Below are 26,382 nucleotides of genomic sequence, written 5' to 3'. Positions count from 1 at the left end.
GTAACATTCAGCAATAAGGATCACGGATTCGCGGCCACCCAAAAGGGAGACTCCATGCGCCTGCCGATACTGGCCCTGCTTGGCCTGATGCTCGCCACCGGCCCGGCGCTGGCCACGGCGCCCAGCCACCATCCCGCGCGGTCCGCCGCCCCGGCCAAGGCGCCGCCCGGCCCCGCCGCGCCGGCGAAAGCCCGCCCCGGCCTGGCGAAGGCGCCCCAGGCCCGGCTGCAGCAGGCCGCCTGGCGGCCCGGCGCGGCGCCCGCCGCCTGTTCCCGCAAGGCGCGGCAATGCCGCGGCGCCGGCCTGGCGCCGGTGCGGTTCGGCTGGACCCAGGGCCTGCCGCCGGCCGCCCTGGTGCAGACCAGCGGATGCCCGGACGGCACCATGGCGACGCTCGCCCGCGGCCATGACGACGTGGTCCGCTGCATGCCGATCTGATGCCGGCTCCCGGCCGGATCGCCCCCGGACGGCCGGGATTTGACCCCGCGCAAGGCATCCCCTGGGCATTTGCACCAATTGCGCCCCCGCGCCGTGCCTTGTCGCCCTGAACGGCGGGGAGTAGGAGTGCGCCGCAATATTCCAACGATCCTGACGAAGGACGGCTCATGGCCCGCAAGAAGATCGCGCTGATCGGCGCCGGCAACATCGGTGGCACCCTGGCCCACCTGATCGGCCTGAAGGAGCTCGGCGACGTCGTCATGTTCGACGTCTTCCCGGGCGTCGCCGCCGGCAAGGCGCTCGACATCATGCAGTCCGGCCCGGTCGACGGGTTCGACAGCGCCATGGCCGGCACCGGCGACTATGCCGCGATCAAGGACGCCGACGTCATCATCGTCACCGCCGGCTTCCCCCGCATGCCGGGGATGAGCCGCGACGACCTGCTGACCAAGAATGCCGGCGTGATGGGCCAGGTGGCGGAGGGCATCAAGACCTATGCCCCGAACGCCTTCGTCATCTGCATCACCAACCCGCTCGACGTCATGGTCTGGGCGCTGCAGCAGAAGTCGGGCCTGCCGGCGAACAAGGTCGTCGGCATGGCCGGCGTGCTGGACAGCAGCCGCTTCCGGCTCTTCCTGGCGCAGGAGTTCAACGTTTCGGTCGAGGACGTGACCGCCTTCGTGCTCGGCGGCCATGGCGACACCATGGTGCCGCTGACCCGCTACTCGACCGTCGCCGGCATCCCCGTCCCCGACCTGGTGAAGATGGGCTGGACGACGCAGGAGAAGATCGACGCCATCGTCGCCCGCACCGCGAACGGCGGCGGCGAGATCGTCAAGCTGCTGGAGAAGGGCTCGGCCTTCTACGCCCCGGCCGCCTCCGCCATCGCCATGGCCGAGGCCTACCTGAAGGACAAGAAGCGGGTCCTGCCCTGCGCCGTGATGCTGAACGGCGAATACGGGCTGCGCGACTTCTATGTCGGCGTCCCCGTCGTGATCGGCGGCAGCGGCGTCGAGAAGATCATCGAGGTGCAGTTCCTGCCCGAGGAGAAGAAGGCCTTCGATGCCTCCTGCGACGCGGTGAAGAAGCTGATCGAGGACTTCAAGAAGCTCGGCGTCTGAGACCGGGGGCCGGGGCACTGCCCCGGCCTTTCCTTTATCCGGCCAAGGCCGGGACTTGCCGGTAGACTGGCCACCCCGCCGCGGAGCGGCACCGAGATTTCGACCCGGCCGGCCGGCCGACCCATGCGAAGGGTGAGCGGATGAACATCCACGAATACCAGGCGAAGGAGCTGCTGCGCCGCTACGGCGTGACGGTGCTCGACGGTCATGTGGCCTGGACGGCGGAGGAGGCCGGGGCGGCCGCGGCCAAGCTGCCCGGGCCGGTCTATGTGGTGAAGTCGCAGATCCATGCCGGCGGCCGCGGCGCCGGCCGCTTCACCGACGACCCGAACGGCAAGGGCGGCGTCCGCGTGGTGAAGTCGGCCGCCGACGTGAAGGCCGCCGCCGCGGCGATGATCGGCCACACGCTGGTCACCAAGCAGACCGGGCCGGCCGGCAAGGTCGTCTCCCGCGTCTATGTCGAGGATGGCTGCGACATCAAGCGCGAGCTCTATCTCGGCCTGCTGGTGGACCGCGAGACCTCCCGCCTGACCGTGATGGCCTCGACCGAGGGCGGCATGGAGATCGAGGAGGTGGCCGAGCACCACCCCGAGAAGATCCTCAAGGTCGCGGTCGACCCGGCCTCGGGCATCTCCGGCTTCCATTGCCGCAAGCTGGCCTTCGGGCTCGGGCTGACCGGCAAGCAGGTCGGCGCCTTCACCAGGTTCGTCACGGCGCTCTACGGCGCGGTGATCGAGCTCGACTGCGCCATCGTCGAGATCAACCCGCTGGTCGTCACCGGCGCGGGCGACATCGTGGCGCTCGACTCCAAGGTTTCCTTCGACGACAACGCGCTGTTCCGCCACAAGGACCTCGAGGCGCTCCGCGACGACACGGAGATGGACCCGAAGGAGCTCGAGGCGGTCAAGAACGACCTGAACTACGTGGCGCTCGACGGCGAGATCGGCTGCATGGTGAACGGCGCCGGCCTGGCGATGGCCACCATGGACATCATCAAGCTGTATGGCTCCTCCCCGGCCAACTTCCTCGACGTCGGCGGCACCGCCAATGCGGCGCGGGTGACCGAGGCCTTCCGCATCATCACCTCGGACAGCAACGTCAAGGCGATCCTGGTGAACATCTTCGGCGGTATCGCCAAGTGCGACATGATCGCCGAGGGCATCGTGGCGGCGACCAAGGCGCTGACCCTGAGCGTGCCGCTGGTGGTGCGGCTCGAGGGCACGAATGTCGACCTCGGCAAGAAGATCCTGGCCGATAGCGGCCTCGCCATCATCCCCGCCGACAACCTGGCCGACGCGGCCCAGAAGGTTGTCGCCGCGGTCAAGGGGGCCTGAGCCATGGCGATCCTGATCGACGCCGATACCCGCGTCATGACCCAGGGCTTCACCGGGGCCCAGGGCACCTTCCATGCCGAGCAGGGCATCGCCTACGGCTCGACCTATGTCGGCGGCGTCACGCCGGGCAAGGGCGGCACCACGCATATCGGCCTGCCGGTCTTCGACACGGTGGCCGATTGCGTGGAGAAGACGCAGGCCAATGCCAGCGTCATCTACGTCCCCCCGCCCTTCGCGGCGGACGCGATCCTGGAAGCGATCGATGCCGAGCTGCCGCTGATCATCTGCATCACCGAGGGCATCCCCGTCCTCGACATGGTGCGCGTGAAGCGGGCGCTCTCGGGCTCGAAGTCCCGGCTGATCGGGCCGAACTGCCCGGGCGTCATCACCCCCGATGCCTGCAAGATCGGCATCATGCCGGGCCATATCCACCTGCGCGGCTCGGTCGGCGTGGTCTCCCGCTCCGGCACCCTGACCTACGAGGCCGTGGCGCAGACCACCGCGGCCAAGCTCGGCCAGTCCACCTGCGTCGGCATCGGCGGCGACCCGGTCAAGGGCACCGACTTCATCGAGGTGCTGGAGCTCTTCCTCGCCGACCCCGAGACGAAGTCGATCGTCATGATCGGCGAGATCGGCGGCCAGTCGGAGATCCAGGCGGCGGAGTTCCTGGCGCGCGAGAACAAGGGGCCGAACGCCAAGCCGGTGGTCGGCTTCATCGCCGGCGCGACCGCCCCGCCGGGCCGCCGCATGGGCCATGCCGGCGCGGTCATCTCGGGCGGCAAGGACACGGCCGAGGCGAAGTTCGAGGCGATGCGCCAGGCCGGCGTCCACGTGGCCGACAGCCCGGCGGCGCTGGGCTCGACCATGGTGAAGGCGCTGAAGGGTTAACGCGGGGGGCCGAAAACCGCGCGGCAGCCATGCGGGGTCGATCTGGATCAAGGCCGGGTCTGCCGCAACGCCGCCACAGTGACTATGTTATGGAGCGCGCGGCCCCCTTTCCCGGGGCCGCGCGCCTCAACGCACAGACCTGACGAAGGACGCCGGCCCGCAGAGGCCGGCACGGAGAAGACCATGGCCGGAGTGGACATCCTCGCCAGCGCGATGACGGGCGCCAATGCCGCCTATCTCGCCGACCTCTACGCCCGCTGGGTCGAGAAGCCGGGCAGCGTCGACCCGTCCTTCGCCGAACTCTTCGACGCGCTGGGCGACGACACCCGCGCCGTGCTGACCGATGCCTCCGGCGCCTCCTGGGCGCCCCGCCCGCGCGGCGGCTTCGCCCCGGAGCCCGAGGCGCCGCCGGCGCCGAAGGGCGGCAAGGCCGCCCCCGCCGCGGCCGCCGACCCGGCCGCCATCCGCAATGCCCAGCTCGACAGCATCCGCGCCCTGATGCTGATCCGCAGCTACCGCGTCCGCGGCCACCTGGAAGCGCAGCTCGACCCGCTCGGCCTGCAGCAGCCTAAGTCGCACCCGGAACTTGACCCCGCGACCTACGGCTTCACCGAGGCCGACTGGGACCGCCCGGTCTTCATCAACGGCGTGCTGGGCCTCGAGACCGCCACCGTCCGCCAGATCATGGCGGTCTGCCGGGCCAGCTATTGCGGCCCGATCGGCGTCGAGTTCATGCACATCCAGGACCCCGGCCAGAAGTTCTGGATCCAGAGCCGGATGGAAGGCGCCCCCTGGACCACCGCCTTCGACAAGGCGGGGAAGCGCGAGATCCTCGAGCACCTGACCGAGGCCGAGGGCTTCGAGGCCTTCTGCGCGAAGAAGTATGTCTCGACCAAGCGCTTCGGGCTCGAGGGCGGCGAGAGCACCATCCCCTCGGTCCAGACCGTGATCGAGACCGCGGCCAGGGCCGGGGTGAACGAGATCGCCATCGGCATGGCGCATCGCGGCCGGCTGAACATGCTGGTGAACGTGGTGAAGAAGCCCTACACGCAGGTCTTCTCCGAGTTCAAGGGCGTCGGCGCCAACCCGGACGACGTCCAGGGCTCGGGCGACGTGAAGTACCACCTCGGCACCTCGACCGACATCGAGATCGCCGGGCGGACCATCCACCTCTCGCTGCAGCCGAACCCGTCGCACCTCGAAGCGGTCGATCCCGTCGTGGTCGGCAAGGTGCGGGCGCGGCAGGACATGGCGGGCGACACCAAGGGCCGCCACAGCGTCATGGGCATCCTGCTGCACGGCGACGCCGCCTTCGCCGGCCAGGGCCTGGTCTACGAGACCATGGCGATGAGCCAGCTCATCGGCTACCGCACCGGCGGCACGGTCCACATCGTCACCAACAACCAGATCGGCTTCACCACCGTCCCGGCCCACGCCTATTCCGGGTTGTACTGCACCGACATCGCCAAGGCGGTGCAGGCGCCGATCTGGCACGTGAACGGCGACGACCCCGAGGCGGTGGTCTTCGTCTCCCGCCTCGCGGCCGAGTTCCGCCAGGAATTCTCGACCGACGTGGTGGTGGACATCGTCTGCTACCGCCGGCACGGCCACAACGAGAGCGACGAGCCGGCCTTCACCCAGCCGATCATGTACGGCCGCATCCGCGAGATGAAGACCACCCGCACGGTCTATGCGGAACGCCTGGCGGCCGAGGGCAGCGTCCCGGCCGAGGAATCGAAGGCGATCCTCGACGCCTTCAACCAGACGCTGGAGGAGGCCCACCAGGCCGCGCAGACCTTCAAGCCGAACAAGGCGGACTGGCTGGAAGGCCATTGGTCCGGCCTGCAGGCGGTCGCCGTCGGCGCCGAGGTCGAGCAGCTTCACCCGACCGCGGTGCCGCTCGAGACCCTGCGCGAGGTCGGCAGCGCGCTGTCCCAGGTGCCGGAGAGCTTCAACGTCAACCCGAAGATCGCCCGCCAGCTCGAGGCCAAGAAGCAGGCGATCGAATCGGGCGAGGGCATCGACTGGGCGACCGGCGAGGCGCTCGGCTTCGGCACCCTGCTGCTGGAAGGCCACCGCGTGCGCCTCTCGGGCGAGGACGTGCAGCGCGGCACCTTCAGCCACCGCCACGCCGTGCTGGTCGACCAGGTCACCCAGGCGGAATACGTGCCGCTGAACAACATCCGCGACCACCAGCCGCGCTTCGAGGCCTTCAACAGCCTGCTCTCCGAGTTCGGCGTGCTCGGCTACGACTACGGCTACTCGCTGGCCGACCCGCGTACCCTGGTGCTGTGGGAGGCGCAGTTCGGCGACTTCGCCAACGGCGCCCAGGTCATCATCGACCAGTTCATCGCCTCGGGCGAGACCAAGTGGCTGCGCATGTCCGGCCTGGTGATGCTGCTGCCGCACGGCTTCGAGGGGCAGGGGCCCGAGCATTCCTCGGCCCGCCTCGAGCGCTACCTGCAGCTCTGCGCCGAGCGGAACATGCGGGTCTGCAACTTCACCACCCCCGCCAACTACTTCCACGCGCTGCGCCGGCAGCTGAAGTCGAACTACCGGAAGCCCCTGGTGGTGATGACGCCGAAGTCGCTGCTGCGGCACAAGCTGGCGGTTTCCTCCCTGGCGGATTTCGGCCCGGGCAGCGCCTTCAAGTACGTCATCCCCGAGATCGACGCGATCGCGCCGGAGGAAGACGTCAAGCGCGTCGTGCTCTGCACCGGCAAGGTCTACTACGACCTGCTGCAGGCCCGCCGCGACCAGGGCGTCAAGGACGTCGCGCTGATCCGGGTCGAGCAGCTCCACCCCTTCCCCGTGAACAGCCTGAAGACGGCCCTCGCCCCGTACAAGAATGCCGAGGTGGTCTGGTGCCAGGAGGAGCCCGAGAACATGGGCGCCTGGACCTTCGTCGACCGGCGGCTGGAGAAGGTCCTGAAGGACCTGGATATCAAGGCGAAGCGGCCGGACTACGTCGGCCGGAAGGAAGCGGCGAGCCCGGCCACCGGCCTCGCCAAGGTGCATGCAGCGGAACAGGAAACCCTGGTGCGGGACGCCCTGGGGCAGTGATCCCCGGGCACCGTGCAGAGAGGCGATAGACGACGATGGCGACCGATATCCTGGTGCCCACCCTGGGCGAGAGCGTCAGCACCGCGACCGTGGCGCGCTGGCTGAAGAAGGCCGGTGAGGCCGTGGCGGTGGACGAGCCGCTGGTGGAGCTCGAGACCGACAAGGTCACGGTGGAGGTCAATGCCCCGGCCGCCGGCGTGATCGAATCGATCAGCGCAAATGAGGGCGCCGAGGTCGAGCCGGGCGCCGTGCTCGGCAGCATCGCCGCCGGCGCCGCGGCCGCGAAGTCGGCCCCCGCCGCCGCCCCCGCGGCCAAGCCGCAGAAGCCGGAGCCGGTCGCGCCCGTCGCCGCCCAGCCGAAGGTCGAGACGCCGCGCACCCCGGCCGGCCCCGTCGCCGTCCCCGGCACCCATGCGCCGCTGCCCGCCGCGGCCAAGCTGATGGCGGAGAACAACCTTTCGGCCGAGCAGGTCGGCGCCGGCAGCGCCAAGGACGGCCGCATCGCCAAGGGCGACGTGCTGGACTTCCTCAGCCGTCCCGCCGCCGCGCCGGCGGCCGCCGCCAAGCCGGCCGCGCAGCGGCCGCTGGAGGAGGGCGAGGAGCGGGTGAAGATGACCCGGCTCCGCATCACCATCGCCCGCCGGCTGAAGGAGGCGCAGAACAACGCCGCCATGCTGACCACCTTCAACGAGGTGGACATGGGCGCGGCGATGGCGCTGCGGACCGAGTACCGCGAGGTCTTCGAGAAGAAGCACGGCGTCCGGCTCGGCTTCATGTCCTTCTTCGTGAAGGCCTGCGTCGCCGCGCTGAAGGAGTTTCCGGCGGTGAACGCCGAGATCCAGGGCGACGAGCTGATCTACAAGAACTTCGTCCACATGGGCGTCGCCGTCGGCGGGCCGAACGGCCTGGTCGTGCCGGTGCTGCGCCATGCGGACCGGATGGGCTTCGCCGAGATCGAGAAGACCATCGGCTCCCTCGGCAAGCGGGTCCGCGACGGCCAGCTGAAGCTCGAGGAAATGGCGGGCGGCAGCTTCACCATCACCAACGGCGGCGTCTACGGCAGCCTGATGTCGACGCCGATCCTGAACCCGCCGCAGTCCGGCATCCTCGGGATGCACAAGATCCAGGACCGGCCGATGGCGGTGGGCGGCAAGGTCGAAATTCGCCCCATGATGTACATCGCGCTGAGCTACGACCACCGCATCGTCGACGGCAAGGAAGCCGTCAGCTTCCTGGTCCGGGTCAAGGAAAGCATCGAGGACCCGCGCCGGCTGATGCTGGATATCTGAGCCTTCGCCCAACCGGGGACGGCGCGGCAACCCCGCGCCGGCACCATGCATTTCAGCGGCACGGGCCGCACGCCTTTGCTCAATTGGGGGGAAGGGGCCGCCGCATGCCGGCCCACCCGGGAGAAGTCACATGCGTTCCTTCGATGGCCAGTTCTCCGACAACCGCCCGCTGAAGCGCACGCGGGAGGAGAAGGTCCGCCTCCTCGCCGAGCTGAAGGAGACGATGCGGACGATGAAGCCGCATACCTCGCCGGAGCTGCGGGTCTCGATCTCCGCCAAGATCAAGGAGCTGGAGGCCGACCTGGCGGCGCCGCCGCCGCCGCCGCGCGAGCGCCGGCTGCCCTCGCACCAGCAGGACCAGTTCGGCAGCGGCCCCCGCCCGCCGCGCCGGCCGCGGCCGCCGCGCGAGACATTCTGAGGAAGGTTGGGGAGGGAAAGTATCCCTCCCCAAGCCCCACCCTTCCTTTCTGTGGGTCGGGTGCCGCCGCGCGGCGAGTGCCGACCCAGAGAAATAGATGAGGGGTTGGACGCCAAAGGTGTCCAAAGGGAGAATACCTCCTCCCCGGCCTTGCTTCCTGCCGCCATGATGGCCCTCTCAGAAGGGGGACACGCCGCATGCGGCTCGAGAACAAGACCGCCATCATCATCGGCGCCGGGCAGAGCCCGGGCGAGACCATGGGCAATGGCCGCGCCACCGCCATCCGCTTCGCCCAGGAAGGCGCCCGCGTGCTCTGCGTCGACCGCGACCTGGCCTCGGCGCAGGACACCGCCGCGCAGGCCGGGCAGGGCGCCGCCGCCTTCCAGGCCGACGTGACCCGGGAAGCCGAGATGGCCGCCGCCATCGCCGAGGCGGTGCGGCTCTGGGGCCGGGTCGACATTCTGCACTACAACGTCGGCATGTCGCTCGCGGGCGGCGACGCCGCGCCCACCGAGATCACCGAGGAGGCCTTCGACCGCGTCACGGCCGTCAACCTCCGCGGCTTCGTCATGGCGGTGAAGCACGCCCTGCCGGTGATGCGCCGGCAGGAAGCCGGGGTGATCCTCTCGATCAGCTCGGCCGCGGCGGTCGAGAGCTACCCCTATGTCGCCTACAAGACCACCAAGGCGGCGATGCTGGCCTTCACCGAGCAGGTGGCGAACCAGAATGCCGGGCACGGCATCCGCTGCAACACCATCCTGCCCGGGCTGATGGACACGCCGATGGCGGTCGATACCCGCGTCCGCCACACCGGCAAGACCCGGGCGGAGGTGGCGGCCGAGCGCGACGCCAAGGTGCCGCTGCGCCGCCGCATGGGCACCGCCTGGGACGTGGCCAATGCGGCGCTCTTCCTGGCGAGCGACGAGGCGGGGTACATCACCGGGGTGGCGCTGCCGGTGGATGGCGGAAGGCTGGTGCAGATCGGGTGAAAAAGGCCGGGGAGAAGGCATTCTCCCGTTGGACGCCTTTGGCGTCCAACCCTTCATCCAGTTCTCCGAGCCTGGCACCCGCCGCGCGGCGGCAGCCGACCCATGAGAGGGAATACCTTTCCCTCCCCAACCTCGCTCACCCCGGCTTCCCCGTGCACCCCGCCGAGGTGGTCCCGATCAGCAGGCTGGTGCGGAAGGCCAGCGGCTCCCGCGGCAGGTCGCCCGCCGCGGCGCTCCGCAGCATCTCCTGCCACTTGCAGGCGAAGGCGGTCGGGCGGTGGCGGAACAGGCCGGCGGTCTCGGCGCGCAGTTCGGTGTAGTGCACCGGCTCGCGCCAGGCATGGTCGGTCGCCAGCAGCAGCAGCAGGCAGGCTCCCAGCACCACGGCGCCGAGGCCGAGCGCCCGGACCAGCGCCGCCGGCAGCGGCAGCACCAGCAGCAGCATGAGCAGGGCCGGCAGCATCAGCCGCTCCCCGGGGTTGACCACGTTCTGCACCAGGTCGGGCAGCACCGCGAAGAGCGCCAGCAGCCCGGCCGCCGCCAGCAACGGCGCCCAGGCCAGCCGCCGGCCGCGGATCGCCGCCCGCAGCCCGAGCCCGAGCAGCGCCGCCAGCCCTGCGGCGAAGGCCAGGTTGACCGCCGCCCCCGCCCAATAGACCGCCGGGCGGGTGACGATGTCGCCGCCCTCCCCGAAGACGAAGTTGTGGTAGGGGCCGAGCTTGGCGACGGTATAGAGCTTGTAGGCGAGGAAGGCCGCCGGCCCGCCGGTGGCGCTGGTCTCGGTCGCGCCGCCGCCGGCATCGGTGGCGATGTACCAGCCGGTCAGGATCGCCGCCGGCAGCAGGCCGATCGCGGTGGGGATGATCCGCCGCCGGTCCAGCAGCGCCGTGGCGCCGAGCAGGGCGCAGAAGGCGAAGAAGACCATGGCATGGGTGAAGAAGATCACCAGGCCGAAGCCCATGATGGGCCAGGGGCTGGCCCGCCGCGCCTCCGGCAGCAGGAACCAGGCGCCGAGCAGCACCATGCCGAGCTGGAAGTTGACGTAGCCGTTCCAGAAGGCGGCGTTCAGGAAGACCGCCACCAGCAGCAGCGCGGCGAAGGCGCCGGGCGCCGCCGGCTGGCAGCGCCGCCCGAGCCCGAGCGAGACGGCGACCGAGGCGCCGACCAGCCCCAGCAGGAACAGCCGCGCCGCCAGGGCCGCCGGCATCGCCAGCGACAGCAGCCCGAGCAGCAGCTGCACCGAGCTGTTCGGCACCGGCGTCGTGGCCAGGTGGATCTCGCCGATCGGCAGGCCGCGCAGCAGCCGCGCCAGCAGGTGGCCCTGGTAGGCCCATTCGGGGAAGTCCTGCAGCGGCGGGTAGGGCGCCAGCACCAGCACCGCCGCCACCAGCGCGCCGAGGCAGAGGCAGAGCCCGGTCCAGGCGAAGCCGGGCCGGGCAAAGCCGGGCCAGGGGGAGGCAGGCGCGCCGGCGGCACGGGCCAGGGCACGGGGGGCGGTCTCGGCCGCGTCGGGCAATACGTCAGGTCTCCGGGGTGGCCGGCGGAAGGCCCCTTCTCGGCGCCGCGGGGGCGCATGGCCACTGACATGCGGTTGACCGCGGGAACGCCGGGACTTCGCCCCCGCCGGGATTTCGCCCTGTCGGGATTTCGCCCCTGTACAGCCGGGGGGCGGCCGGGCTAGGCTGATGGCCATGTCGACCATCGGATTCCGTACCGCGCGAATTACCAGCCCGGCCGCCTGAGCCGCGCTGCCCATGGGGGTGGCGCGCCGCGCCGCCGGGTTCGTCCCTTCCCCTCGCGCTCATGGAACCGCCCCGATGTCCGATCTCGTCTCCGTCCGTTTCGTCCTGACCGCCGATGCCTCGCCCGGGCTGCTGCCGCGCCTGCTGCAGCCGCTGGCCAAGCGCGACCTGGTGGCGGACAGCTTCCACGCCGTCCGCCAGGGCGACGCCCTGCAGGTCGAGCTGGTGCTGGAAGCCATGCCGGCCGAGATGGTCCACCTCGTCGCCGGCAACCTCGGCCAGGTGGTCGGGGTCTGGTCGGTGGAGACGGTGCGGCCGCAGGCGCTGCGCGCGGCGGCCTGAGGCGCGCCGGGCGGCCCTGCCGCTCCGGTTTTCGTGACGCCGCCCCCTCCGGGCAAAGGGAACGTCCCTGGTTTCCTGCGGCTAAGGTGCCCATACGCCGATGGGGCCTCGGACGATGCTGTGGGACGCCTTCCCGGATGCGCTGCACCTCGCGCGCTTCCAATTCGCCTTCACCGTCACCTTCCACTTCCTGTTCCCGGCCTTCACCATCGGCCTCGCCAGCTTTCTCGCGGTGCTGGAAGGGCTGTGGCTCTGGACCGGCCGCGCCAGGTACCTCGACCTCTTCCGCTACTGGCTGAAGGTCTTCGCGGTGAACTTCGCCATGGGCGTGGTCTCCGGCCTGGTGCTGTCCTACCAGTTCGGCACCAATTGGGCGACCTGGTCGGACAAGGTCGGGCCGGTGCTGGGCCCGATCATGGCCTATGAGGTGCTGACCGCCTTCTTCCTCGAGGCCGGGTTCCTCGGCGTCATGCTGTTCGGCCTGGGGCGGGTGGGGAAGGGCCTGCATTTCTTCGCCACCTGCCTGGTCGCGGTGGGCACGCTGATCTCCGGCTTCTGGATCCTTTCGGCGAATTCCTGGATGCAGACGCCGGCGGGCTTCTCCATCGCGCCCGACGGCCGCTTCATGCCGGAGGACTGGTGGGCGATCGTCTTCAACCCATCCTTTCCCTTCCGCTACCTCCACACCATCACCGGCGCCTTCCTGACCACCGCGATGATCGTCGGCGCGGTCGGCGCCTGGCACGTGCTGCAGGACCGCTCGAACGAGCGGGCGCGGACCATGTTCAGCATGGCGATGTGGATGGCCGCCGCGGTCGCGCCGGCGCAGGCCTTCTTCGGCGACGCCCAGGGGCTCTGGGCGCTCGACAAGCAGCCGCAGAAGGTCGCCGCGATGGAGGGCCACTGGGAAACCCAGGCGCCGGCCCCGCTGATCCTCTTCGGCATCCCGGACATGGAGCGGGAGGAAACCAAGCTGAAGGTCGAGATCCCCTATCTCGGCAGCCTGATCCTGCGCCACAGCCTGGACGGCGAGATCAAGGGGCTGAAGGACTTCCCGAAGGACCAGCGGCCGACCAACGTGCCGCTGGTCTTCTGGTCCTTCCGCATCATGGTGGGCATGGGGATGCTGATGATCGCGCTCGGCGCGGTGTCGCTGTTCCTGCGCTGGCGCGGCCGGCTCTATGACAGCGCCTGGTTCCAGCGCTGGGCGGTGGCGATGGGGCCGTCCGGGCTGATCGCGGTGACCTTCGGCTGGATCACCACCGAGGCCGGGCGGCAGCCCTTCACCGTCTACGGCCTGCTGCGCACCGCCGACAGCGTCAGCCCGATCGCCGCACCCGCGGTGCTGACCTCGCTCGTGCTGTTCATGGCGGTCTACTTCGTCGTCTTCGGCGCCGGCATCTGGTACCTCTTCCGGCTCTTCCGCCACCCGCCGGAGCCGCAGGAACTCGGCGTCGAGTCCGAGCCGCCGATCCGTACCGCCGGCATCACCCCGGCCGCCTCGGCCGATCCGGACCGCGTGCACGACGCGCGGCCGCAACCGGCGGAGTAGGGGGCATGAGCGCGGAGACCATCGCCACCATCTGGGCCTTCGTGATCGCCACGGCGGTCTTCCTTTATGTCTGCATGGACGGCTTCGACCTCGGCGTCGGGATCCTGTTCCCCTGGATCCACGGCAAGGAGGACCGCGACCTCGCGGTGAACACCGTGGCGCCGGTCTGGGACGGCAACGAGACCTGGCTGGTGATGGGCGGCGGCGGCCTCTTCGCCGCCTTCCCGCTGGCCTACGCCACCATCATGCCGGCGCTCTACATGCCGATCATCATCATGCTGCTGGCGCTGATCTTCCGCGGCGTTTCCTTCGAGATGCGCTTCCGCGCGGCGACGCCGGGGCAGCACCTCTGGTGGGACCGCGCCTTCTCCGGCGGCAGCTATGTCGCGGCCTTCGCGCAGGGGGTCGCGCTCGGCGCCCTGGTGCAGGGCGTGAAGGTGGAGGGCCGCAGCTATGCCGGGGGCTGGTGGGACTGGCTTTCGCCCTTCTCGGTCGTCACCGGGCTGGCGGTGCTGGCGGGCTACGGCATGCTCGGCGCCTGCTGGCTGGTCTGGAAGACCGAGGGCGAGATGCAGGACCAGGTGAAGGCCCTGGCGCGGCGGATGACGGTGCTGACGCTCGGCTTCATCGGCGTGGTCAGCCTGGTGGTGCCCTTCCTGCTGCCGGCCTTCCGCGCCCGCTGGTTCGACTTTCCCTGGATCCTGGCGGCGCTGCCGGTCCCGGTGCTGGTCGTGGTGCTGGCCTGGCGGCTGTTCCGCGGCCTGGCCGAGGCGGGGCACAACCCCGACAACCGCCGCCTGGTCTGGCGCGACGGCATCCCCTTCCTTTGCGCGCTCGGGCTGTTCTTCCTGTCCTATACCGGGCTCGGCATCTCGATGTGGCCGATGATCGTGCCGCCGAACATCACCATCTGGGAGGCCGCCTCGCCGCGCGCCTCGCAGGTCTTCATGCTGGTGGGGGCGGCGGTGCTGATTCCGATCATCCTCGGCTACACCGCGTATTCCTACTGGCTCTTCCGCGGCAAGGTGAAGGCCGGCCACGGCTACCACTGACCGTGGCGCGGCGCCTGGGCTCCCGGCTGCTGTGGTTCGTCGCCCTCTGGGTGGCGGGGGTGGCGGCGGTCGGGGCGGTGGCCTTCCTGCTGCGGTCGGTGCTGCGGCTGTAGCGCGACGGCAGCCCCGCCCGCCCGCGCGCCGCGTCGCGGCGGACGACATGCAAGAAGCGGCCTTCCGTCCCGCCGGCGGTCCGGTCCTGGTGCGGGAAGGCCAGCCTCCGGTCGTCGACGGCGGGGAAGAGGCTCGCCCGGCCGGCCGGCTGCAGCCCGCCGTCCGGCGCGGCCGGGGCGCGGCAGGCCCCCGCCGTCGCGGCCCCCGCTGCCCTGCGCGACGGCCGGGCAGCCGCCGCGGGCCTCGGTCCACCGGCGGATCGCGTCGTGGCCGGTGGCGGCCCTTGGCCCCGGCCAGGCCGGCGTCTTCCCGCGGCGGAGTGCCTTGGGGCGATGAACCCGCGCGCGGTCCGGGTGCCCCGGGCGGGCTATTCCGCCGCGGCGTGGCCCGGCACGGCGGCGCGCCGCGGCCAGGCCAGCACCAGCCCGACCCCGCCGAGGACCAGGAGCTGCGCCGCCAGCCCTTCCCAGCTCGGCGAGACGCCGATCGCCTCGGCGACCTCGGGCAGGGAGACCGGGTTGAAGGAGACCAGCGCCTGTTCCTGGAATTCCTGGATGCCGGCCGCCACCAGCCGCGCCGCCATGAACAGCAGGAAGAGCGAGGTCGCGCGGAACAGCGGCCGGAGCGGGATGCGCACCGCGGCGCGGATCAGCAGCCACCAGAGCAGGGCGAGGCCCGCGGCGCCCGCGGCGAGGCCGGCCAGCATGCCGGCCATCGATTCCTCCGTCCCCAGCGCGGCGAGGAACAGCGCGGTCTCCGCCCCCTCGCGGAACACCGCGAGGAAGCCGATCAGCCCGAGCGCCACCGGCACCCGGTCGGCACTCAGCGCCGCCTGCGCCTGCCGGGTCAGCGCCGCGCCCCAGGCGCGCGGGTCGGCACGGCGCCAAAGGAAGCCGCCGGTCCAGAGCATCAGCCCGGCGGCAGCCAGGCAGGTGATGCCCTCGACGAAGTCGTCATGCACCCCGCCCCGCCAGGCGGCATAGGCGCCGGCGGCCAGCAGGCTGGCCAGCAGGCCGAGCCCGGCCCCCGCCCAGAGCGCGCCGATGCGCTCCGGCGCCAGCTTCCGCAGCAGGGCGGCGAGGGCGGCAAGGACCAGGATGGCTTCCAGGCCTTCCCGCAACAGGATCAGGGCGGCCTGGACGGCGATGGAGGCGGACATGGGCACCTGCAATTGCGAATGGCTCGCAAAACATAGGCGCTTTGCCGCCGGCGTCGCGTGAATTCCGCTTCAGGCCGGGTTCATCGCAGCGCGACCGGGAAAGGCGGCGGCCCCGCCCCGATGGCGGATGCCGGGCCGCGGGCCGCGCCCGCGCGGTTGCCGTTCGCCCTGGCTCAAGCCGGGCTGGCTCAAACCGGGCCGCCCCATGACGGCCGCGAGGCGAGCGGATCACGCCGGCCGGCATCCGCCCGAGAGGATGCGGCCCGGCGCTTGGTACCCGCCGGTCTCCGGCCCTATCCTGGCGACCATGCACGACATCATCATCCGCCCCGCCACGGACGGCGACTTGCACGGCATGCTGGAACTCTACCGCCACCTCAACCCGGACGACCCGCCCGTCGGCCCCGCGGCGGCCGCGGCGCCGTGGTCCTCCCTTCTCCGATCCGGGCTTACGACCGTCCTCGTGGCGGAGGAGAACGGCCGCCTGGTTTCCTCATGCACGCTCGTGATGGTGCCGAACCTGACGAGAGGCGGCATGTCCTATGCCCTTGTCGAGAATGTCGTGACGCATGCCGGGCATCGCCGGCGCGGCCTCGGGCATCGGGTCCTGGCGGCGGCGCTGGACGCCGCCTGGGCTGCCAACTGCTACAAGGTCATGCTGGCGACCGGCTCGACACAGGAAGCGACGTTGCGCTTCTACGAAACCGCCGGGTTCGAACGTGGGGGCAAGACCTTCTTCCAGGCACGGCGCCCATAGGTCCCGTTCGGACCGCATGCCGTCGAGGGCCGGAGCCGGTCCTGTCCCGACCCCGGCATGGGCACCATCCGCCGGATCTTGAGCGCCAGGGCGGTTGCCGTGAGCCGAGGCGGACGGCAGCCGCTCCGGCGGCTTGGTGCTGCGGGCATCGTCACCCGATCCGGTGGCTCCACCGGATCGGGATCTGCGCTAGGCCAGCACCGCGCCGTCCCGCAGCCGCTCGTAGGCCGCGCGCACCAGGGCCGGGCCATGCCGGCGCTCCAGCCGGCGGATGGTGAAGTGCGCCCGGGCGATGCCGCGGAAATGCTCGAGGAAGGCGAGGTTCACCGCCGCCCCGCCAGCGGCGCCGATCACCGGCGCCGCCTGGGCCGAGAGCTTGAAGGCGACCGGCGCCCCGAAGCGGGCGGCGATGGCGCCGAGGAAGCCCGGCAGGAATTGCGCGACGCCGCGGCCGACCGCGGTCTGCACCGCCTCGGCCAGCGCGACGCGGAGGGCGAAGTAGCCGCTCTCGGCATCGTCGTCGCCGGGGTTGCGGCCACCGAAGGCGAAGACCTTCAGGCACTCGGCCTGGACCAGGGGGTCGGCCAGGTCCTCCCCCTGCTCGGCGGCGGCGGCGGCGACCTGGCGCAGCAGCAGGGTGGTGGAGACCGGCAATTCCAGCAGCGTGCCCGGCAGGCCGAAGGCGCCGCCGGCCATGCCCGAGGCCGCGATCAGCCCGCGATGCAGCCAATCGTTCGGCAGCGGCCCGGCCCGCCCGGGGTCGCTGCGGAGCGCCGCCTGCATGGCGGCTTCGAGGGCCCGGCGCACGGCATCGTCGAGGCCGCGCTGGGCGACCTCCGGCAGGCGGCGCTTCAGCGCCTCGACCGAGCCGCCGACCAGGGCGGCGAGGCGGACGGGCAGCGAGGTGCCCTCGAGCACCACCACGGCGGAGTCGAGCTCGGCCAGGGCGGCTTCGGGCAGGGTGACGGTGGGAAGGTGGCGGTCGGTGTCGTTCATGATGATGGCAGAACCCGGGCGCGCAGGATCGGTTCGCGCAGCGTCAAGATGGGGTCGCGCCGGCGCTCCCGGAAGGCCGCGGCGCCGCCGGCCGGAGCGCCTGCGCCAGGACGGGTGCCGGCCGGGACGGCCCATCCGGCGCGTTGCAACCCATGCGGATCGTTGGCTAGTCTCGGCGAAACGGTGCGGCGGGCGGGGCCGGGCGCGGACCGGCCGCGCGGCACGGATATCGGCGGGAGGAAGGCATGACGGTGCAGGCGCTTGGCTACCTGTCGCTCGGCTCGGCCAGGGTGGAGGACTGGACCGGCTTCGCCACCGGCCGGCTCGGCCTGCAGGCGGTGGACCGCGGCGGGGCGCAGCGCGCCTTCCGCATGGATGACCGCCGGCAGCGCCTGCTGATCGACGGCACCCAGCCGGAGGGCGAATGCGTCATGGGCTGGGAGGTGGCGGATGCCGCCGCGCTCGACGCCCTGGCCGCGCGGCTGGACGCCGCCGGGACGCCGGTCCGGCGGGAGAGCGGGGCGCTGGCGGCGCAGCGCTGCGTCGGCGGCCTGATCTCCTTCGCCGATCCGGCCGGCAACCGGGTGGAGGCCTTTCACGGCGGGCAGGTGGCGGATGCGCCCTTCCGCCCGGGCCGCGACATCGCCGGCTTCCGCGCCGGGCCGCTCGGCATGGGCCACGTGCTGATGATGGTGCCGCAGGTGGCGCCGGTGCTGGCCTTCTACCGCGGCCTGCTGGGCTTCCGCATCAGCGACTACGTCGAGGCGCCGGTCACCGCCTATTTCCTGCACGTCAACGCCCGGCACCACAGCCTGGCGATCGTCGAGGGGCCGGGCCGGGCGGCGCACCACCTGCTGGTGGAACTCTATTCCTTCGACGATGTCGGCCATTGCTACGACCTGGCGCAGCAGGAGGAGGGGCAGGTCGCGGTGAAGCTCGGCCGCCACCCCAACGACCTGATGACCTCCTTCTACATGCGCACGCCCTCGCCGCTGCTGGTGGAATACGGCTGGGGCGGGCGGGAGGTGACGCCGGGGTGGCAGCCGCAGGCGATGACCAGCGTCGGCAGCCTCTGGGGCCACCAGGGGCTGTTCGAAAGCCTAGCCGATGGCCCGCCGCCGCCGGAGGCGCCGCCGATGCCGGCCCAGGCGGCGCGGCGGGCGCCGCTGCAGGTCATGGACGGCAACTACGTGCGGATGAGCGGCGTCTGCCCGTGGTGGGATTCGCTGGCGGCCGCCGCGCCGGTTGCGGCGGCCGTGCTATAGGATGTAGCGGCTGAGGTCGGCGCTGCCCGCCAGCGGCCCGACCTTTTCCTGCACATAGGCGCCGGTCACCGGCACGCTCTCCCCCCGCCGGTCGGAGGCGGTGAAGCTGATCTCCTCCAGCAGCCGCTCGAGCACCGTCGCCAGGCGGCGGGCGCCGATGTTCTCGACCTTGGCGTTGATGTCGGCGGCCAGGTCGGCGATCACGTCGACCGCGTCCTCGGTGAAGTCGAGGCTGAGCCCCTCGGTCCCCAGCAGCGCCACGTATTGCTTGACCAGGCTGTGCTCCGGCTCGGTCAGGATGCGGCGGAAATCCTCCCGCGTCAGGGCCGAGAGCTCGACCCGGATCGGCAGCCGGCCCTGCAGCTCCGGTAGCAGGTCGGACGGCTTCGACAGGTGGAAGGCGCCGGAGGCGATGAAGAGGATGTGGTCGGTCTTCACCGGCCCGTGCTTCGTCGTCACCGTGGTGCCCTCGATCAGCGGCAGCAGGTCGCGCTGCACGCCCTCGCGGGAGACGTCGCCGCCGCGCACGCCGTTCTCGGAACCCCGCGCGATCTTGTCGATCTCGTCGAGGAAGACGATGCCGTTGTTCTCGGCATTGGCCACGGCCTCGCGGGTCAGCTGCTCCTGGTCGACCAGCTTGTCCGCCTCGTCCTTCAGCAGGACCTGCCGCGCCTCGGCCACCGTCATCTTGCGCGGCTTGGTCTTGCCGCCGAACATCTTGCCGAGCATCTCCTGCATGTTCTGCATCTGCAGGCCCTGCGCGCCCGGCAGGTCGATCATCCCGAGCGGCATGCCGCCGCCGGCATCGCTGACCTGGACCTCGATCTCCCGCGTCTCCAGCATGCCCTCGCGCAGCATGCGGCGGAACTTCATCCGGGTCTCGCCGGAGGCGCCCTCCCCCACCAGCGCGGTCACCAGCCGCTCCTCGGCCGCCAGCTCGGCCTTGGCCTGCACGCTCCTGCGCGACGCCTCGCGGGTCTGGGTGATCGAGACCTCGATCAGGTCGCGGACGATGCTCTCGACGTCGCGGCCGACATAGCCGACCTCGGTGAACTTGGTGGCCTCCACCTTCAGGAAGGGGGCATTGGCCAGCTTGGCGAGGCGCCGGGCGATCTCGGTCTTGCCGCAGCCGGTCGGGCCGATCATCAGGATGTTCTTCGGCACCACCTCCTCGCGCATGCCCTCGGGCAGCTGCTGCCGGCGCCAGCGGTTGCGCAGCGCGATCGCCACGGCCCGCTTGGCGTCGTTCTGGCCGACGATGTAGCGGTCGAGCTCGGAGACGATCTCGCGCGGGGAGAGGTTGACGGCTTCCACGGTCATCTCACGCAGCTTCCAGGGTTTCGAGCACGACGTTGCCGTTGGTGTAGACGCAGATGTCGCCGGCGATCCGCATGGCGCGGCGGCAGATCTCCTCGGCCGAGAGCCCCTCGACCGGCAGCAGGGCGCGGGCCGCGGCCAGCGCGTAGTTGCCGCCGGAGCCGATGCCGATCACCGCGTCCTCCGGCTCCAGCACGTCGCCCTGGCCGGTCAGCAGCAGGCTCCGCTTGCCGTCGGCGACGGCCAGCAGCGCCTCCAGCCGCCGCAGGTAGCGGTCGGAGCGCCAGTCCTTGGCCAGCTCGACGCAGGCGCGCTCGAGCTGGTCGGGGAAGCGCTCGAGCTTGGCCTCGAGCCGTTCCAGCAGGGTGAAGGCATCGGCGGTGGCGCCGGCGAAGCCCGCGAGCACGCGGCCATTGGCGATGCGGCGGACCTTGCGGGCATTGCCCTTGACCACGGTCTGGCCGAGCGAGACCTGGCCGTCCCCGGCCATGGCGACGGTGCCACCCTTGCGGACGGAGAGGATGGTGGTGCCGTGCCAGCCCAGCGGGTCCGGCGCGGCGGAGCTATGGAAAGCGGACATGGCGCCGCATGTGGGCCTTTAGGGGCGCCTGGGCAACGGCCCCGCGGCCGGATGACCGAACAGGCTACCGGCCGCCCCCGGCCGGCGCCCGCGTCAGGCGCGGCAAACCCCTCCCGCCGGCGGGCGGCCCGAGCAGCCGGTCCTGGGTGCGCCGGACGACGCCGTAGCATTCGCAGCAGGCGCTCTCGAGGCCGGGGCGGTCGGTGACCTCGATGCAGCCGCGCTCGTAGTGGATGAAGCCCGCCTTCTGCAGCTGGCCGGCCGCAACCGTGATCCCGGCGCGGCGCACCCCGAGCATCATGGACAGGAACTCGTGCGTCATGGGGAATTCGGCCCCCTCGACCCGGTCATGCGCCATCAGCAGCCAGCGCGCGAGCCGCTGCTCGGTCGGGTGCCGCCCGTTGCAGGCCGCCGTGCGCGCCACCTGGCCGTGATGCACCAGGGCGTAGCGCAGCAGCAGCCCGTGGAAGGCGGGGAACTCCTCCAGCGCCGCGCGGAAGGCCTCGGCCTCCATCCGGAGGAAGGTGCCGGGCGCCTGCACCATGGCCTCGACGTCGTCCCGGTCGGCCCCCAGCAGGAGGGGCAGCCCGATCATGCCCTCGGCGCCGACCAGCCCGACCTCGGCGGCGTCGCCGTCCTCCATCTCGGCCAGCATGGAGACGAAGCCGGTCTCGGGGAAGAGGACCGCCGCGATGGGCTCGTCCGGCAGCTGCAGGACCCTGCGGCAGGGCAGCGCGACGGCGTCGAGCCGCGGCCGCAGGCGCGCCAGGTCCCCGGGCGCCAGGGCCGCGAGCAGCCGGTTGCGCGGGGCGGCGAGGGATCGGTCGGCAAGGTGCAAGGAAGCCTCCTGCGACGCGGTGTCGGCGGGAGCACTGGCCTCTCTCTGTCGCCCGCGCCGGGGGGCGCTGCGGACGATGCGCGGACCATGCGCCCGCAGGGCCCCGGGTGTCCGCACGAAACCGCACTGTCCCCCGGTGCTTTCGCCGGGCGTCACCCTGATCCGGGCCGGTTCCGCCGGCCCGATGCCGCCCCCTTCCCACCTGCCCGTTGCGACCCCCCGCCCCGAAGCGTAGGAAGCGGCCATGAGCGCCGCCCGCACCGCCACCGTCAGCCGCACCACGGCCGAGACCGACATCCGCGCCACCGTCAGCCTCGACGGCACCGGCCAGGTGCGGGTCGCCACCGGCATCGGCTTCCTCGACCACATGCTGACCGCGCTCGGCCGCCACGCCCTGCTCGACCTCGCGGTCGAGGCCAAGGGCGACCTCCATATCGACTTCCACCACACGACCGAGGATGTCGGGATCGTGCTCGGCCAGGCGCTGAGAAAGGCGCTCGGCGACAAGCGCGGCATCCGCCGCTACGGCCAGTCCCTGCTGCCGATGGACGAGGCGCTGGCCGAGGCCGCCATCGACATCTCCGGCCGCCCCTTCCTCGCCTGGTCGGTCCCTTTCGCCCGCGACAAGGTGGGGGAGATGGACACCGAGCTGTTCGAGGAGTTCTTCCGCGCCTTCGCCTTCAATGCCGGCATTACCCTGCATGTGACCTTGAAGGCCGGCACCAACGCGCACCATGTCGCTGAGGCCTGCTTCAAGGCGCTGGCCCGTGCCCTCCGCATGGCGGTGGAGACGGACCCGCGCAGTCCCGATGCAGTGCCCTCCACGAAGGGGGTCCTGGAGGCCTGATGCGCATCTGGACCGTCCACCTGCCGCGCGGTGCCGCGACGCCGGCCCGGGCCCGGCGCATGCCCGTCCTGGTGCGGGAAGGCTTCGCCTGGGGCGCCTTCCTCTTCGCCCTGCCCTGGCTGCTGCTGCACCGGCTCTGGCTCGAGGCGATCGGCTATCTCGGCCTGGTGCTGCTGCTGGCCGCCTTCGTGCCGGAGGCGGCGGCGCTGCCCGTGGCGCTGGCCCTGCAATTCCTGATCGGCGCGCATGCCCAGGACCTGCGCCGCGCGGCGCTCGCCCGGCGCGGCCGGCCCGCGGCGCATGTGGTCGCCGCGGCGGACCAGGACGCGGCGCTGGCCCGGCTGCTCGATGCCCGGCCGGACCTGGCGCGGTCGTTGCCGGCATGAGGGTCGCCGTCGTCGATCCCGGCTCGGGCAACCTCGCCTCGGTGCTGCGGGCGCTCGACCGCGCCGCCGGCATGGCCGGCATCACGGTGACCGCCGCCGTCACCCGCGACGCGGCCGAGGCCGCGGCGGCCGACCGCCTGGTGCTGCCCGGCCAGGGCGCCTTCGCCGCCTGCATGCGCGGCCTGACGGCCCTGCCCGGCATGGTGGACACGCTTGAGCGCCAGGTCGCCGCCGGCACCCCCTTGCTCGGCATCTGCGTCGGCATGCAGATCATGGCGGAGCGCGGCCTGGAGCACGGCGTCACCGCCGGGCTCGGCTGGATCAAGGGCGAGATGGCGCCGATGGCGCCCAGGGGTCCGGAGGGCGCGCCGCTGCCCCTGCCGCAGATGGGCTGGAACACGCTCGACTTCCGGGCCGGGGCTCATCCGCTCCTCGCGGGAATAACACCCGGCGAGCACGCCTATTTCGTTCATTCCTATGCCTTGAGCGCCTATCGTGCCGAGGAGGTGCTGGCGACCACCGACTATGGTGGGCCCGTCGTTGCCATCGTCGGGCGCGGCAATGTCGCCGGCACGCAATTCCATGTCGAGAAGAGCGCCTCGGTGGGCCTGCGCATCCTCGCCAATTTCCTCCGGTGGACGCCATGAGCAACCCTCGCGGCCCGGCCGACATGGCCGAAGCCCTCCTGCCGCCGCAGCCCGAGCTCTCGGTCGAGCGGGTGGCCGAGCTCGACGACCACGACATGGCCGAGCTCTGCGAGGCGACCGACGCCGCGATCATCGAGGGCGGCGGCTTCGGCTGGGTCGAGCCGCAGGGCCGCGCCGCGCTGCAGCGCCACTTCCGCGGCGTGCTGCTGGTGCCGGAACGCGAGCTGTTCATCGCCAAGCTGGACGGCATGGTGGTCGGCAGCGCGCAGCTGGTCCGCCCGCCCCGCAACAACGAGGCGCAGGCCTTCGGCGCCACCCTTACCCACGCCTACATCGCCCCCTATGCCCGCGGGCATGGCCTGGCCCGGCTGCTGATCCGCCGGCTGGAGGAGCGCGCCGCCTCGCTCGGCCACCGTGTCGTGAACCTCGACGTGCGGGAGACGCAGTCCACCGCCATCGCGCTGTTCGAGGCCCTGGGCTATGAGCGCTGGGGCACCCACCCCGCCTATGCGCGCGTCGATGGGCGGACGGTTGCCGGCCACTACTACTTCAAGCTTCTGGAGCCCGGCCGCGGCCGCAGCACCGGGAAGGTGATGGGTCGCTAACGGCCTGACCGCGATACCCGCAGCCGCGCTGCGGGGGGCGCGGACCGGCAGGCGACTGAGAACGCAGGCCAGGGGCGCGATCCGCAGGGCGCCGCCACTGGCGGCGCGCTTCGGAATCGGGACAATAGTCACATGGCATTGACGCTCTATCCCGCCATCGACCTCAAGGGCGGGCAGGTCGTGCGCCTCAAGCGCGGCGACATGGCGCAGGCGACGGTTTATTCGGCCGAGCCGGGGGCGCAGGCGCGGAAATTCGCCGCGATCGGCTTCCCCTGGGTGCATGTGGTGGACCTGGACGGCGCCTTCGCCGGCCGCCCGGCCAATTCCGCCGCGGTCGAGACCATCATCGCCGCCATCCCGCGCGTCCCGGTCCAGCTCGGCGGCGGCATCCGCAACATGGAAACGGTCGAGGCCTGGCTGGAACGCGGGGTGCGCCGCGTCATCCTCGGCTCGGCCGCGGTGAAGGACCCGGACTTCGCCTTCGCCGCCTGCCGCGCCTATCCCGGCCGCGTCGCCGTCGGCATCGATGCCCGCGGCGGGCTGGTGGCGACCGAGGGCTGGGCCGAGGTGTCCACGGTGCCGGCCACCGACCTCGGCAAGCGGTTCGAGGATGCCGGGGCGGCGGCCATCATCTACACCGACATCGACCGCGACGGCATGCTGGGCGGGGTGAACCTCGAAGCGACGCTGGCCATGGCCCGCGCCGTGCGGCTGCCGGTGATCGCCTCGGGCGGCGTCGCCTCGCTCAACGACCTGGCCTCGCTGGCCGCGGTGGCCTCCGAGGGGATCGAGGGCGTGATCATCGGCCGCGCGCTCTATGACGGCCGGATCGACCCGGCGGCGGCGCTGGCGCTGGTCGCGTCGCGCTGAAACACTTCGGCACCCCCTGCCTTCGCGCCGCCATGCCGCGGCCCTGACCCCGCCGCGCCGCATGGGCATCCTCCTGATCCTGGCTCCTCAGGAGGGTGCCGCCATGAAGATCAGGACCGCGTTTCTCGCCGCCCTTGCCTCCCTGCCGCTGCTTGCCGGCGCCGCTTCCGCCCATGATGGCTGGGGTGGCGGCGGCCGGGGCTACGGCCGCCCCGCCTACGGCTATGACCAGGGCTGGCGCGAGCACGAGGCGCGCCGCAACTGGGCCGAGGCCCGGCGGGCCCGCGAATGGGCCTGGCAGCGCCACCGGATGCGGGAGGAGCGCCGCTACGAGCCGCCGCGCGGCTATGGCTGGGGCCCGCGCTGGTAGGAAAAGATTGGGGAGGGAAACAGGTGTTCCCTCCCCAAACCCCACCCTTCCCTTTTGTGGGTCGGGCAGCCACCGCGCAGCGAGTCCCGACTCAGAGAAACAGAGGAGGGCCAGGGAGGATACTTCCGCCCTGGCCTTGCCTCACCTCCGGCGCAGCGCGAAGGGCAGCGTCAGGAAGCCCAGCACCACCGCGAACCACAGCGTCGCGAGCCGCACCAGGATGGTGGTGACGATGGCCGCCGCCTCCGGCACCTCGACCAGCCGCAGCAGGCCGAGCAGGCTGAAATCCGCCGCCCCGAGGCCGCCCGGCATCAGCGAGACCGCCCCGGCCACGGCCGAGAGACAGAAGACCAGCATGCTGCCGCCGAGCCCCATCGCGGTGCCCAGCGCATGCAGCACCAGCATCAGCACCAGGCATTCCGCCAGCCAGCCCAGCAGGGAAAGGCCGAGCGCCGGCCAGAGCACCGCGGGCCGGCCGATCGCCGGCAGGGTGGCGCAGACCTCCCGCGCCCGGGCAAACAGCTTCGGCGCCCGGCGCACCCGGCGCTCCACCCAGTCCACCACCTGCAGCAGCAGCCCGGCATGGGTCAGCGCCGCCAGCAGCGCGACGCAGACCACCGCCAGCACCGCGGTCACCGCGACGTACTGGCTGGTCAGCGCCGCACCGGCCAGGGCGAGCAGGCAGATCGCCACCATGTCCATTACCCGGTCGCCGGCCAGCAGCGGCATGCTGCGGGTATAGGGCACGCCGTGGTGGCGGTTGAGCAGCCAGAGCCGCACCACCTCCCCCACCTTGCCCGGGGTCACGGTCAGGGCGAAGCCGGCGAAGAAATAAAGCAATTGGGCGCGGGCCGGCGCCGCCACGCCGAAGGCGCGGCCGAGCACCACCCAGCGCGCCCCGCGCGCCAGGTAGTTGCAGAAGGACAAGCCCAGGCAGGCGGCGATGGTCACCGGGGAGAGCAGCGCCGCGGCGGCGGCGGCATCGCTGTCCCGCGCGAACCACAGCACCAGGCCGCAGGCGGCGAGAAAGGCGGCCAGCGTCGCCGCGGTGCGCGCCAGGGCGCGGCCCAGCCGGGGCGGCGCGCCGGCCTCCCGGTCCTGCGGCAGGGAGGCGGCCTCGGCGGGGGGCGGGGAGAGGATATTGCGTTGCACCACCCCGCCATAGCGCCGGAGGCGACCGCGCGGCGCTACACTATGGCGCCAGCGGCATGGAAGGGGTTCCGGATGCTCCAGGCACCGGCATTGCCGCGGGCGAAGCCGGCATGGGCCGGCGGCAGCGCGAGGAAAGGCGGCCGGCGCTCGGCGCCGACGGCGCGGGATGCGCCGGTCGGGGCATTGCGGCAACCCAGGATTGTGCAACCCTGGAAAAGCCGACTTCATGCCACGTGACCTGCCCCGGACGC

General features: G+C 71.8%; 26 protein-coding genes. 19 read left to right on the top strand and 7 right to left on the bottom strand.

From position 1 onward, the window contains the following. Window positions 1–54: 54 nt before the first annotated feature. From E2C06_RS13765 to E2C06_RS13730, 8 genes are all read left to right on the top strand, one after another. Window positions 55–438, top strand: coding sequence for a hypothetical protein (locus E2C06_RS13765; protein ID WP_133289184.1), 384 nt, complete (start codon window positions 55–57; stop codon window positions 436–438). Window positions 439–605: 167 nt separating this feature from the next. Continuing rightward, window positions 606–1,559, top strand: a complete 954-nt coding sequence (gene mdh / locus E2C06_RS13760) for a malate dehydrogenase (protein WP_133289183.1) — start codon at window positions 606–608, stop codon at window positions 1,557–1,559. 140 nt (window positions 1,560–1,699) lie between these two features. Continuing rightward, window positions 1,700–2,893, top strand: coding sequence for an ADP-forming succinate--CoA ligase subunit beta (gene sucC / locus E2C06_RS13755; protein WP_133289182.1), 1,194 nt, complete (start codon window positions 1,700–1,702; stop codon window positions 2,891–2,893). Between the two features lie 3 nt (window positions 2,894–2,896). After that, window positions 2,897–3,781: a succinate--CoA ligase subunit alpha gene (gene sucD, locus E2C06_RS13750; protein ID WP_133289181.1), complete on the top strand. Its 885-nt coding sequence runs from the start codon at window positions 2,897–2,899 to the stop codon at window positions 3,779–3,781. 183 nt (window positions 3,782–3,964) lie between these two features. Continuing rightward, a complete protein-coding gene (locus E2C06_RS13745) occupies window positions 3,965–6,844 on the top strand; it encodes a 2-oxoglutarate dehydrogenase E1 component (RefSeq protein ID WP_133289180.1) in 2,880 nt (959 codons plus the stop codon). Between the two features lie 35 nt (window positions 6,845–6,879). Next, complete coding sequence (gene odhB, locus E2C06_RS13740) at window positions 6,880–8,133, top strand: 2-oxoglutarate dehydrogenase complex dihydrolipoyllysine-residue succinyltransferase (protein ID WP_133289179.1); 1,254 nt, start codon at window positions 6,880–6,882, stop codon at window positions 8,131–8,133. A 130-nt stretch (window positions 8,134–8,263) separates the two neighbouring features. After that, window positions 8,264–8,551, top strand: coding sequence for a hypothetical protein (locus E2C06_RS13735; protein WP_133289178.1), 288 nt, complete (start codon window positions 8,264–8,266; stop codon window positions 8,549–8,551). Between the two features lie 197 nt (window positions 8,552–8,748). Then, window positions 8,749–9,540, top strand: a complete 792-nt coding sequence (locus tag E2C06_RS13730; protein ID WP_133289177.1) for an SDR family NAD(P)-dependent oxidoreductase — start codon at window positions 8,749–8,751, stop codon at window positions 9,538–9,540. A 136-nt stretch (window positions 9,541–9,676) separates the two neighbouring features. Here E2C06_RS13730 and E2C06_RS40305 read toward each other — a convergent pair whose 3' ends face one another. Further along, window positions 9,677–11,056, bottom strand: a complete 1,380-nt coding sequence (locus E2C06_RS40305) for a hypothetical protein (protein WP_133289176.1) — start codon at window positions 11,054–11,056, stop codon at window positions 9,677–9,679. Window positions 11,057–11,357: 301 nt separating this feature from the next. Here E2C06_RS40305 and E2C06_RS13720 point away from each other — a divergent pair, with 301 nt between their 5' ends. The 3 genes from E2C06_RS13720 to cydB all read left to right on the top strand — a co-directional run bounded on the left by E2C06_RS13720 (window position 11,358) and on the right by cydB (window position 14,228). Further along, the gene (locus E2C06_RS13720; protein WP_133289175.1) at window positions 11,358–11,624 is read left to right on the top strand and encodes a hypothetical protein; all 267 of its coding nucleotides are present in this window, start codon (window positions 11,358–11,360) and stop codon (window positions 11,622–11,624) included. Window positions 11,625–11,739: 115 nt separating this feature from the next. After that, window positions 11,740–13,176, top strand: a complete 1,437-nt coding sequence (locus E2C06_RS13715; RefSeq protein WP_133289174.1) for a cytochrome ubiquinol oxidase subunit I — start codon at window positions 11,740–11,742, stop codon at window positions 13,174–13,176. A gap of 5 nt (window positions 13,177–13,181) precedes the next feature. Continuing rightward, a complete protein-coding gene (gene cydB / locus E2C06_RS13710) occupies window positions 13,182–14,228 on the top strand; it encodes a cytochrome d ubiquinol oxidase subunit II (RefSeq protein ID WP_133289173.1) in 1,047 nt (348 codons plus the stop codon). A 481-nt stretch (window positions 14,229–14,709) separates the two neighbouring features. Here the strand turns inward: cydB and E2C06_RS13700 are convergent, their stop codons facing one another. Further along, entirely contained in the window at window positions 14,710–15,501 is a 792-nt protein-coding gene (locus tag E2C06_RS13700; protein ID WP_133289172.1) for an FTR1 family protein, read from the bottom strand. A gap of 256 nt (window positions 15,502–15,757) precedes the next feature. Between E2C06_RS13700 and E2C06_RS13695 the strand changes: the two genes are divergently transcribed. After that, window positions 15,758–16,258, top strand: a complete 501-nt coding sequence (locus E2C06_RS13695) for a GNAT family N-acetyltransferase (protein WP_241671273.1) — start codon at window positions 15,758–15,760, stop codon at window positions 16,256–16,258. Between the two features lie 189 nt (window positions 16,259–16,447). Here the strand turns inward: E2C06_RS13695 and E2C06_RS13690 are convergent, their stop codons facing one another. Next, on the bottom strand, window positions 16,448–17,254 hold the full coding sequence (locus tag E2C06_RS13690) for an EcsC family protein (protein ID WP_133289171.1): 807 nt from the start codon (window positions 17,252–17,254) through the stop codon (window positions 16,448–16,450). Between the two features lie 245 nt (window positions 17,255–17,499). Here E2C06_RS13690 and E2C06_RS13685 point away from each other — a divergent pair, with 245 nt between their 5' ends. After that, a complete protein-coding gene (locus E2C06_RS13685; protein WP_133289170.1) occupies window positions 17,500–18,519 on the top strand; it encodes a VOC family protein in 1,020 nt (339 codons plus the stop codon). On the opposite strand, the gene hslU is transcribed toward E2C06_RS13685, so the two are convergent. From hslU to E2C06_RS13670, 3 genes are all read right to left on the bottom strand, one after another. Further along, window positions 18,514–19,833 (bottom strand): ATP-dependent protease ATPase subunit HslU, encoded by a 1,320-nt coding sequence (gene hslU, locus E2C06_RS13680; RefSeq protein ID WP_277751826.1) that lies wholly within the window; start codon window positions 19,831–19,833, stop codon window positions 18,514–18,516. The genes E2C06_RS13685 and hslU overlap by 6 nt on opposite strands. 7 nt (window positions 19,834–19,840) lie before the next feature. Next, window positions 19,841–20,416, bottom strand: a complete 576-nt coding sequence (gene hslV / locus E2C06_RS13675; RefSeq protein WP_133289168.1) for an ATP-dependent protease subunit HslV — start codon at window positions 20,414–20,416, stop codon at window positions 19,841–19,843. 64 nt (window positions 20,417–20,480) lie between these two features. Beyond that, a complete protein-coding gene (locus tag E2C06_RS13670) occupies window positions 20,481–21,254 on the bottom strand; it encodes a Crp/Fnr family transcriptional regulator (protein ID WP_241671271.1) in 774 nt (257 codons plus the stop codon). Between the two features lie 244 nt (window positions 21,255–21,498). On the opposite strand from E2C06_RS13670, the gene hisB reads away from it, so the two are divergent. The 6 genes from hisB (at window position 21,499) to E2C06_RS13640 (ending at window position 24,979) form a co-directional block, all read left to right on the top strand. Continuing rightward, complete coding sequence (gene hisB / locus E2C06_RS13665) at window positions 21,499–22,101, top strand: imidazoleglycerol-phosphate dehydratase HisB (protein WP_133289167.1); 603 nt, start codon at window positions 21,499–21,501, stop codon at window positions 22,099–22,101. Beyond that, window positions 22,101–22,487: a DUF2628 domain-containing protein gene (locus E2C06_RS13660; protein ID WP_133289166.1), complete on the top strand. Its 387-nt coding sequence runs from the start codon at window positions 22,101–22,103 to the stop codon at window positions 22,485–22,487. The genes hisB and E2C06_RS13660 overlap by 1 nt, the downstream gene beginning before the upstream one ends. Further along, window positions 22,484–23,134 (top strand): imidazole glycerol phosphate synthase subunit HisH, encoded by a 651-nt coding sequence (gene hisH, locus E2C06_RS13655; RefSeq protein ID WP_133289165.1) that lies wholly within the window; start codon window positions 22,484–22,486, stop codon window positions 23,132–23,134. The genes E2C06_RS13660 and hisH overlap by 4 nt, the downstream gene beginning before the upstream one ends. Next, entirely contained in the window at window positions 23,131–23,739 is a 609-nt protein-coding gene (locus tag E2C06_RS13650; RefSeq protein WP_133289164.1) for a GNAT family N-acetyltransferase, read from the top strand. The genes hisH and E2C06_RS13650 overlap by 4 nt, the downstream gene beginning before the upstream one ends. 132 nt (window positions 23,740–23,871) lie before the next feature. Continuing rightward, on the top strand, window positions 23,872–24,609 hold the full coding sequence (gene hisA, locus E2C06_RS13645) for a 1-(5-phosphoribosyl)-5-[(5-phosphoribosylamino)methylideneamino]imidazole-4-carboxamide isomerase (RefSeq protein WP_133289163.1): 738 nt from the start codon (window positions 23,872–23,874) through the stop codon (window positions 24,607–24,609). Window positions 24,610–24,712: 103 nt separating this feature from the next. Further along, window positions 24,713–24,979 (top strand): hypothetical protein, encoded by a 267-nt coding sequence (locus E2C06_RS13640; RefSeq protein ID WP_133289162.1) that lies wholly within the window; start codon window positions 24,713–24,715, stop codon window positions 24,977–24,979. Window positions 24,980–25,120: 141 nt separating this feature from the next. On the opposite strand, the gene E2C06_RS13635 is transcribed toward E2C06_RS13640, so the two are convergent. Next, window positions 25,121–26,131: a lysylphosphatidylglycerol synthase transmembrane domain-containing protein gene (locus E2C06_RS13635; protein ID WP_165982379.1), complete on the bottom strand. Its 1,011-nt coding sequence runs from the start codon at window positions 26,129–26,131 to the stop codon at window positions 25,121–25,123. Window positions 26,132–26,382: the final 251 nt, after the last annotated feature.

The organism is Dankookia rubra (assembly GCF_004355005.1).
Classification (GTDB): Bacteria; Pseudomonadota; Alphaproteobacteria; order Acetobacterales; family Acetobacteraceae; genus Paracraurococcus; species Paracraurococcus ruber_A.
The sequence above is the reverse complement of the archived record's forward strand: the minus strand, read 5'-3'. Positions and strand labels throughout refer to the sequence as shown.

Coding starts and splice junctions, on each gene's coding strand:
- E2C06_RS13650 (WP_133289164.1), top strand. CDS start 23,131: ATGAGCAACCCTCGCGGCCCGGCCGACATGGCCGAAGCCCTCCTGCCG.
- E2C06_RS13640 (WP_133289162.1), top strand. CDS start 24,713: ATGAAGATCAGGACCGCGTTTCTCGCCGCCCTTGCCTCCCTGCCGCTG.
- E2C06_RS13700 (WP_133289172.1), bottom strand. CDS start 15,501: ATGTCCGCCTCCATCGCCGTCCAGGCCGCCCTGATCCTGTTGCGGGAA.
- odhB (WP_133289179.1), top strand. CDS start 6,880: ATGGCGACCGATATCCTGGTGCCCACCCTGGGCGAGAGCGTCAGCACC.
- cydB (WP_133289173.1), top strand. CDS start 13,182: ATGAGCGCGGAGACCATCGCCACCATCTGGGCCTTCGTGATCGCCACG.
- E2C06_RS13685 (WP_133289170.1), top strand. CDS start 17,500: ATGACGGTGCAGGCGCTTGGCTACCTGTCGCTCGGCTCGGCCAGGGTG.
- E2C06_RS13730 (WP_133289177.1), top strand. CDS start 8,749: ATGCGGCTCGAGAACAAGACCGCCATCATCATCGGCGCCGGGCAGAGC.
- mdh (WP_133289183.1), top strand. CDS start 606: ATGGCCCGCAAGAAGATCGCGCTGATCGGCGCCGGCAACATCGGTGGC.
- hisH (WP_133289165.1), top strand. CDS start 22,484: ATGAGGGTCGCCGTCGTCGATCCCGGCTCGGGCAACCTCGCCTCGGTG.
- hisB (WP_133289167.1), top strand. CDS start 21,499: ATGAGCGCCGCCCGCACCGCCACCGTCAGCCGCACCACGGCCGAGACC.
- E2C06_RS13735 (WP_133289178.1), top strand. CDS start 8,264: ATGCGTTCCTTCGATGGCCAGTTCTCCGACAACCGCCCGCTGAAGCGC.
- E2C06_RS13695 (WP_241671273.1), top strand. CDS start 15,758: ATGCGGCCCGGCGCTTGGTACCCGCCGGTCTCCGGCCCTATCCTGGCG.
- E2C06_RS13660 (WP_133289166.1), top strand. CDS start 22,101: ATGCGCATCTGGACCGTCCACCTGCCGCGCGGTGCCGCGACGCCGGCC.
- E2C06_RS13765 (WP_133289184.1), top strand. CDS start 55: ATGCGCCTGCCGATACTGGCCCTGCTTGGCCTGATGCTCGCCACCGGC.
- sucD (WP_133289181.1), top strand. CDS start 2,897: ATGGCGATCCTGATCGACGCCGATACCCGCGTCATGACCCAGGGCTTC.
- E2C06_RS13690 (WP_133289171.1), bottom strand. CDS start 17,254: ATGAACGACACCGACCGCCACCTTCCCACCGTCACCCTGCCCGAAGCC.
- hslV (WP_133289168.1), bottom strand. CDS start 20,416: ATGTCCGCTTTCCATAGCTCCGCCGCGCCGGACCCGCTGGGCTGGCAC.
- E2C06_RS13715 (WP_133289174.1), top strand. CDS start 11,740: ATGCTGTGGGACGCCTTCCCGGATGCGCTGCACCTCGCGCGCTTCCAA.
- E2C06_RS13720 (WP_133289175.1), top strand. CDS start 11,358: ATGTCCGATCTCGTCTCCGTCCGTTTCGTCCTGACCGCCGATGCCTCG.
- hisA (WP_133289163.1), top strand. CDS start 23,872: ATGGCATTGACGCTCTATCCCGCCATCGACCTCAAGGGCGGGCAGGTC.
- sucC (WP_133289182.1), top strand. CDS start 1,700: ATGAACATCCACGAATACCAGGCGAAGGAGCTGCTGCGCCGCTACGGC.
- E2C06_RS13745 (WP_133289180.1), top strand. CDS start 3,965: ATGGCCGGAGTGGACATCCTCGCCAGCGCGATGACGGGCGCCAATGCC.